Here is a 6,560-nt window from a genome sequence, read left to right as displayed (position 1 = left end):
GGGCTCCAGCTCTAGGTGCAGACGATGCTAAAGTAACAGCAAACACACACGTAGCACAATACGAAGAAGACAAGACACCTACTTCAAACGCTAAAGATTATGATCCACACTACACTGACAAATCTGGAAAACCTGGTGAAACTGTTCAAATAGATGAACCAACATTTACTAAAGATGGTAAACCAGCAGATAAACCAGTTGATAAAACAACTACTCCAGCAAAGGAAACTACATTTGCTAATAATAATCCTACTCAAACAAATGTAACTGTTGATCATAATACAGGAGCTATCTCTGTAGTAATTCCACAAAATGCAAAACCTGGAGATAAAATAACTGTTACTGTTAAGGTAACTTATCCAGATGGATCTAATGAAACTGTTGATGTTACTATTACAGTTATTGATAAGGTAACTCCACCATCTTTCAATTATCTAACTCTTACTCTAGACGAAAACTACAGAAGTGGCAAAATTACTCACCATGAAGTTCTTGAAGGTGAATTAATTGAACGTTATCTATATGTTCCTCGTAGAAGAGGCTATGTATTTGAAGGATGGAGCTACAACAGCAGACGTCTTGACGAAGTAAGACCTGGAGACAGAATTTACTACTCAACTACTTTATACGCAATTTGGTCTAAGGATAGGGACTACGATCGTGATGAACGTGAAGAAGAACCTGAAGATACTAGAGAAGTATTAGAACACAAGGCTTATATGTTCGGTTACACTGACGGAACTGTAAGACCTAATGGCAATATAACTAGGGCTGAAGCTGCTGCTTTAGTAACTAGACTTCTTGGTATTGAATCTATCGGCGCAGCTACTAGACCTATGTTTACTGACACTCCAAGTGCTTGGTACAATAAGGCCATCAACGCGGCTGTTCAAAGGGGTATCATGAAGGGTTACCCTGACGGAAGATTTAGACCTAACGCTCCTATTACAAGAGCTGAATTCACTCAAATGATTGCGCAAATTGACAACAAGCCTTATGGTATTGCACCATTTGCTGATGTTAAGGGCCACTGGGCTGAATTGGCTATAGGTAGAGAATATCAAGCTAAGAGAATCATGGGTTACCCTGATGGAACATTTAGACCAAACGCTAATATCACTAGATGTGAAGCGGTTGTAATTCTAAATAAGATGTTCGAAAGAAATTATGATGATATGTCTGCTATCAATGCTATGAACAGACACTTAATCAAGAGTTTCTTAGACTTGTCTCAAAGTTTCTGGGGTTACAATGACATGGTTGAAGCAACTAATAGTCACGACTTCAAGAGAAGATTTAAAGGAAGAATTGAAGAGGACTGGGTATTAGTTAAATAATTTTGCGTTAACATCGCAAGAAGAAACAAGAAACAATTATAATTAAATAATTGGCATAATGACAAGGCATGTGGGAGCAAATCTCACATGCCTTTGTTATTAGATAAAGGAGGGGTGGTATGAAAGAAACTACAAAAGTTAGTTTAAATAATGGAGAATTAAATTCTAATGATGAAAATTCTGACATTACAAAAGCAACTCAATCAAGTAAGGATGCAGAGGGTATGAATTCAGATGCTTCTAAGAAAAAGTGGTATGACTATTTAATACAAATAATATCGGCTATTACCTCTTTATTGGCAATGATTGCTGGCTTTAAAAAATATACCTATTCACTTAATGCTGAAAATTATTATGGAATACCACATAAATATTTTGAAAACAGTCTTACATCTGAGCTTATATTCATAATAGTTTTTGCAGTACTTATGTTGGCAATTAATTTTATTCCGCTTATTTTGAAATATTATAATGACAAGAAGACTTTTAAAATTACACGATTTGATAGTATATTATATCCTATATTGATGGGGCTTTGCAATTTTTATATACTATACATATTTGTAGTTGGTATATTTAATATAACTGGTGAATATCAAGCATATATTGCATTAGCGTGTCTGGCAATTTCAATTTTATTAGGAATATTTGCAAATAAAGTATTAAAAAGAATCAATCTTAAAAACAATATTGAATATGAGGCACTCGATAATAAGAAAAAGAATAAAAGTATTGAAGATTTAGAATATACTAAAGATTTACAAAATTATTTATTTATTGCAATTGCTATATCACTTATTGTTTTATTTTTATTTTTTAAAAGATTTTCTTATGACCCTTCTGAAAGAAAAGATTATGAGTTTTTTAATGATCAAAATGGTAAGGGCAAAATTATTATTGATAATTACAATGAAAAATCAATAACTATGGACTACTACGAGATACTTAATGAAAATACATTTGCAATTAGACAAAATAATTTTAAGATACAAAATGTTGAAGAAAAAGAAATTGAGTTTAAACATATAGGACCATTATATAACAAAACATTTTCAAAGTTAACTTTAGATTTAAACGGTGGCAAATTTAAAGACAATTTGGGCATCTTGGAATATGCGGTTGTAAAAAATTATAAAATCTCTGAATTAGAAAAGCTTGTAAATAATCTATTTACAGATTCAAAACCAAGCAAAAATGGACGCAACCTACTATATTGGTCTGCTACAGAAGATGGTGAGTTTAATTATTTTAAAGACAGTACGAATAAATTATTTGATTTAAGTAGTGATATAATACTATATGCACAATACAAAGACAAAGTTATTGATGACAATGGTCAAACTACGCCAGATGAAGGCTATAATTTTGTAATATTCAACTTTAACGGTGGAAAGAGAAATAATGGAGATGTAAATAATGTCAAGAAGCAAGTTTTAACAGGAGTGAAACTTTCAGACGCAGTTAAATATGTAGAAGATAAAAAGCTAACAGACGGAGTAGAAAAAGCAGGTAAAGCATTTGGATACTGGTCAGACGCTCAAGCAGGTGATTCACCAGTATACACAGACGTAACAGTAGATGAAAATTACCAAGATAAAACTTTATATGCACAATACAAAGTAGAATAATATATACAAAGGAAGTGATATTATGTCAAAAACATCAAATGTATATACAAGGCTTGAACCTGAAGTGAAAATGCCAAGCAAAAAGCCACTAGTATATGAAGATTTAAGTGAAGAAGACTTTGATAGAGAAATACTAAAAGCTATTGATGATCTTGATAACGGTAGGACTTATACTTCAGAAGAAGTAGAAAAGAACTTAGAGGACATATAATATTACTTAAAACTATTGACTTTTAAGCCAATTTAATCTATAATTAACTCAACAGAGCCTCCCCACGCTTAATGTTTTATACATGCGGACCAAGGGGAGGACATTTTTTATCTTACTAGAACCAATTCCACTTTCAAGAAATGAAAAATATTAGATTTTTGAAAGTGACAATAAATAACAATTTTTGGGTATAAAAAATTATAGAAAAAGTAAAGTATTTTTTGGTTTTTCTATAAAAAATTAGACAAAATGCTCGCATTTTTATGAATTATATAGTATAATATAGTTGCAGGTAGAGATACGCTGTATACTCGTGAAATTGAATTAGCGTTTAAGCGATATGTAATATCGCCGATCACGAGGCCACCTTATGGTGGATTTATAATATTTACATTTTACAAATCAAGGACTGCTTATGCGGTCCTTTTCTATTGCCATAAGCTAATCAAAACTATAATCAATACCACAATCACAACTATAATCATAACTATAACTATAACCATAATCATAACAAAACTATTACTATAATCACAATCAAAACCATTATCATAAATATAATCATAACCAAAACCATTACCATAAGCAAATCCATTCACTTTTTTATTAATTATTTCATACTTTCTCTTAATAAATTCATAAAGTTGTTTTAATTTTTCTATCTCTCGGGTATATATTAAATAGAAAATCAATTAAGGAGGTAAGCTTATGAGAATCGAATTTGTAGGAAAGAACATTGAATTAACTCAAAGTTTAAAGGATGTGGCTGAAAAGAAGTTCCAAAAGCTTGACAAGTTTATTGGCAAGGATGTGGACGCGAAGGTTGTCTTCTCGGCTGTTAGAAACACTAAATGTGTTGAAGTAACCATCTTCCTAGACAGGACTATACTTAGAGCTGAGGAAGAAAGTGACGACATGTACACATCTATCGACAGGGCGGTTGATGTTTTGGAAAGACAGGTTAGAAAGTACAAAACTAAGCTTCAAAACAGATACCAAAAGAACGAGTCGATCAGGTTTGAAAATGTTAAGCCTATGGATGAGCCGGATGAGGCTAAGCTTGTAAAGAACAAGAAATTTAAGGTGGTACCTATGTCTTCTGACGAGGCTATCCTTCAAATGGAACTACTTAGACACAATTTCTTCGTATACCAAAACGCTAAAACTGAAGCCATCAACGTAGTATACAAGAGAAAGGACGGCAACTACGGCCTTATTGAAGTTGAATAAAATGAATATAAATATAGATGATTTTAAATTGAACAAACCCATATCCTCGGTGAAGATTTCGCCGGACGCTCGTCACAAGGTATTCACTGTGACTGACGTGGATATGGCGGCGAATGAGTACAAAAACTCGTTTTACATGCTTGATGAGAATGATTCTTTGAAGAGACTGTCTACTAATGACGTCTCTTCTACTTATGCTGTGGACAATGGCGGGATCATTTTCTCTAAGTCTGACGAAAAAAGGAAGTATGCGTCTATCGTTTACCGTCTAAGCTTCAGTGGCGGTGAGAGGGAGGAGCTATTTAGGCTAAACTACCCGATACATGGTATTCGCATCATGGATGAGGAAAGGCTGATTCTCTCTATCAGCAATTCTGAGAAGATCAGGCACTTTAAGGACATGGATCAAGAGACTTACGAGAAGAAGTCGGCTGAAATTAAGGAAGAGGATGACTACACTATATATGATGAAATTCCTTTCTACCTTAATGGCGCTGGCTACATCAACAAGATTCGTACTTCGCTTGCGGTGTACAATATGACGAGCGGCGCGCTTAAGATTATTACTGATGACTTTACTAGTGTATCGAGCTACGACATAGCCCCTGACAAGTCTGAAATTGTCTACACTTCTGAGTCTTACACTGACAAGGCGCCTTTAAAGAGCCAGCTTTACGTTTATAGTTTTGCTGATGATAAGTCTGTGAAACTTGATTATGAGGGTGGTCTTAGCTATTATGGACCTAAGTATGCAGGGGACGATGTATTTATATTTGCGACTGATCAAGTGGATCACGGCATCAATCAAAATCCAAAGGTCTACCTAATTGACAAGAGCAAAGAAAATATTAAGTGCATTAATGATGACTTTGATATGTCGATCGGCTCATCTGTGGGCTCCGACCTTCGTTATGGCGGCGGCTACTCATTTAGGGTGATGAAGGATAAATTATATTTCATCTCAACTCTTGCGAATAGCGCAGACATCTTCGCCATTGACAAGGCGGGTAAATTGGAAAGGCTTTCTAAGGTAGTGGGCTCTGTTGATGAGTTCGACGCCCATGATAATGGTGCTATCTACGCTATAGGCATGCTGGACTACAATTTACAAGAAGTTTATAAATTAGAAGGGGATAAATTTAAGAAAGTGACTGCCATAAACGAGGCTTTACAAAAGACTTGGGGCGCTGAGGCTTATGAAAAGATCACGTTTAAGAATGACGAGATTGATTTTGAGGGCTTTGTGATTAAGCCGGATGGATACAAGCCAGGCAAGAAGTACCCTGCGATACTTGAGGTTCACGGCGGTCCAAAGACTGTTACTGGCGAGGTTTTATATCACGAGTACCTTTACTTTGCTAAGCGAGGCTACTTTGTCTTCTTCACTAATCCGAGGGGCTCGGACGGCCGAGGCAATGATTTTATGAACATCAGGGGCAAGTACGGCACTATCGACTACGACGATTTGATGAAGTTCACTGACGTGGTTTTGGAAAAGTACGAGGATATCGACAGGGACAACGTTCACGTGACTGGCGGCAGCTACGGCGGCTTTATGACTAACTGGATCATCGGTCATACAAACAGATTTAAGTCGGCTGCGTCTCAACGCTCGATATCGAACTGGCTAAGCTTTTTCGGTGTATCGGATATAGGCTACTATTTCGCGACTGATCAAAATTTGGCAGAGCCATTTACATCGAGCGAAGCCTTATGGGAACGCTCTCCACTTAAATACGCGAGCGAGGTCAAGACGCCGACACTGTTTATTCACTCGGACGAGGACTTCAGATGCCCTCTAGAGCAAGGCGTACAAATGTTTACGGCGCTTAAGTACTTCGGAGTCGACTCTAAGATAGTTATCTTCCACGGCGAAAACCACGAGCTAAGCCGCTCTGGCAAGCCAAAGCACAGACAAAGAAGACTTGACGAGATAATCACATGGATTAAAAAGAGATCATAATATAGAAAAAGCCTGGTTACTTTTGTAACTAGGCTTTTTAGATTATTGTAGAGCATATAATTTATTATTTATTTTCACTATCTTCAATATTCGAAATTTCATTTGAAACTTCATCAATTAATTTTGCAAAATCTATAGCGTTTTTAGATGTAATAACTGGTTGACCAGTTTCTTTTTCGATTTCTTTTCTTGCG

The 6,560-nt window shown here is 35.6% G+C and carries 5 protein-coding genes; all 5 read left to right on the top strand.

What is annotated here, in order from left to right:
- Nucleotides 1–1,337, top strand: a 1,337-nt coding sequence (locus tag Q0E71_RS06165) for an S-layer homology domain-containing protein (RefSeq protein WP_294797054.1), incomplete at its 5' end; no start/stop codon positions are given.
- A gap of 119 nt (nucleotides 1,338–1,456) precedes the next feature.
- Complete coding sequence (locus Q0E71_RS06160) at nucleotides 1,457–2,965, top strand: InlB B-repeat-containing protein (protein WP_294797052.1); 1,509 nt, start codon at nucleotides 1,457–1,459, stop codon at nucleotides 2,963–2,965.
- A 22-nt stretch (nucleotides 2,966–2,987) separates the two neighbouring features.
- Complete coding sequence (locus Q0E71_RS06155) at nucleotides 2,988–3,176, top strand: hypothetical protein (RefSeq protein WP_294797050.1); 189 nt, start codon at nucleotides 2,988–2,990, stop codon at nucleotides 3,174–3,176.
- A gap of 705 nt (nucleotides 3,177–3,881) precedes the next feature.
- Nucleotides 3,882–4,403, top strand: a complete 522-nt coding sequence (gene raiA, locus Q0E71_RS06150; protein WP_294797048.1) for a ribosome hibernation-promoting factor, HPF/YfiA family — start codon at nucleotides 3,882–3,884, stop codon at nucleotides 4,401–4,403.
- A gap of 1 nt (nucleotide 4,404) precedes the next feature.
- Nucleotides 4,405–6,366 (top strand): S9 family peptidase, encoded by a 1,962-nt coding sequence (locus tag Q0E71_RS06145; RefSeq protein ID WP_294797046.1) that lies wholly within the window; start codon nucleotides 4,405–4,407, stop codon nucleotides 6,364–6,366.
- Nucleotides 6,367–6,560 lie beyond the last annotated feature (194 nt).

Source organism: uncultured Fenollaria sp. (genome assembly GCF_934202865.1).
Classification (GTDB): domain Bacteria; phylum Bacillota; class Clostridia; order Tissierellales; family Peptoniphilaceae; genus Fenollaria.
This window is presented reverse-complemented; position numbering and strand designations above follow the sequence as displayed.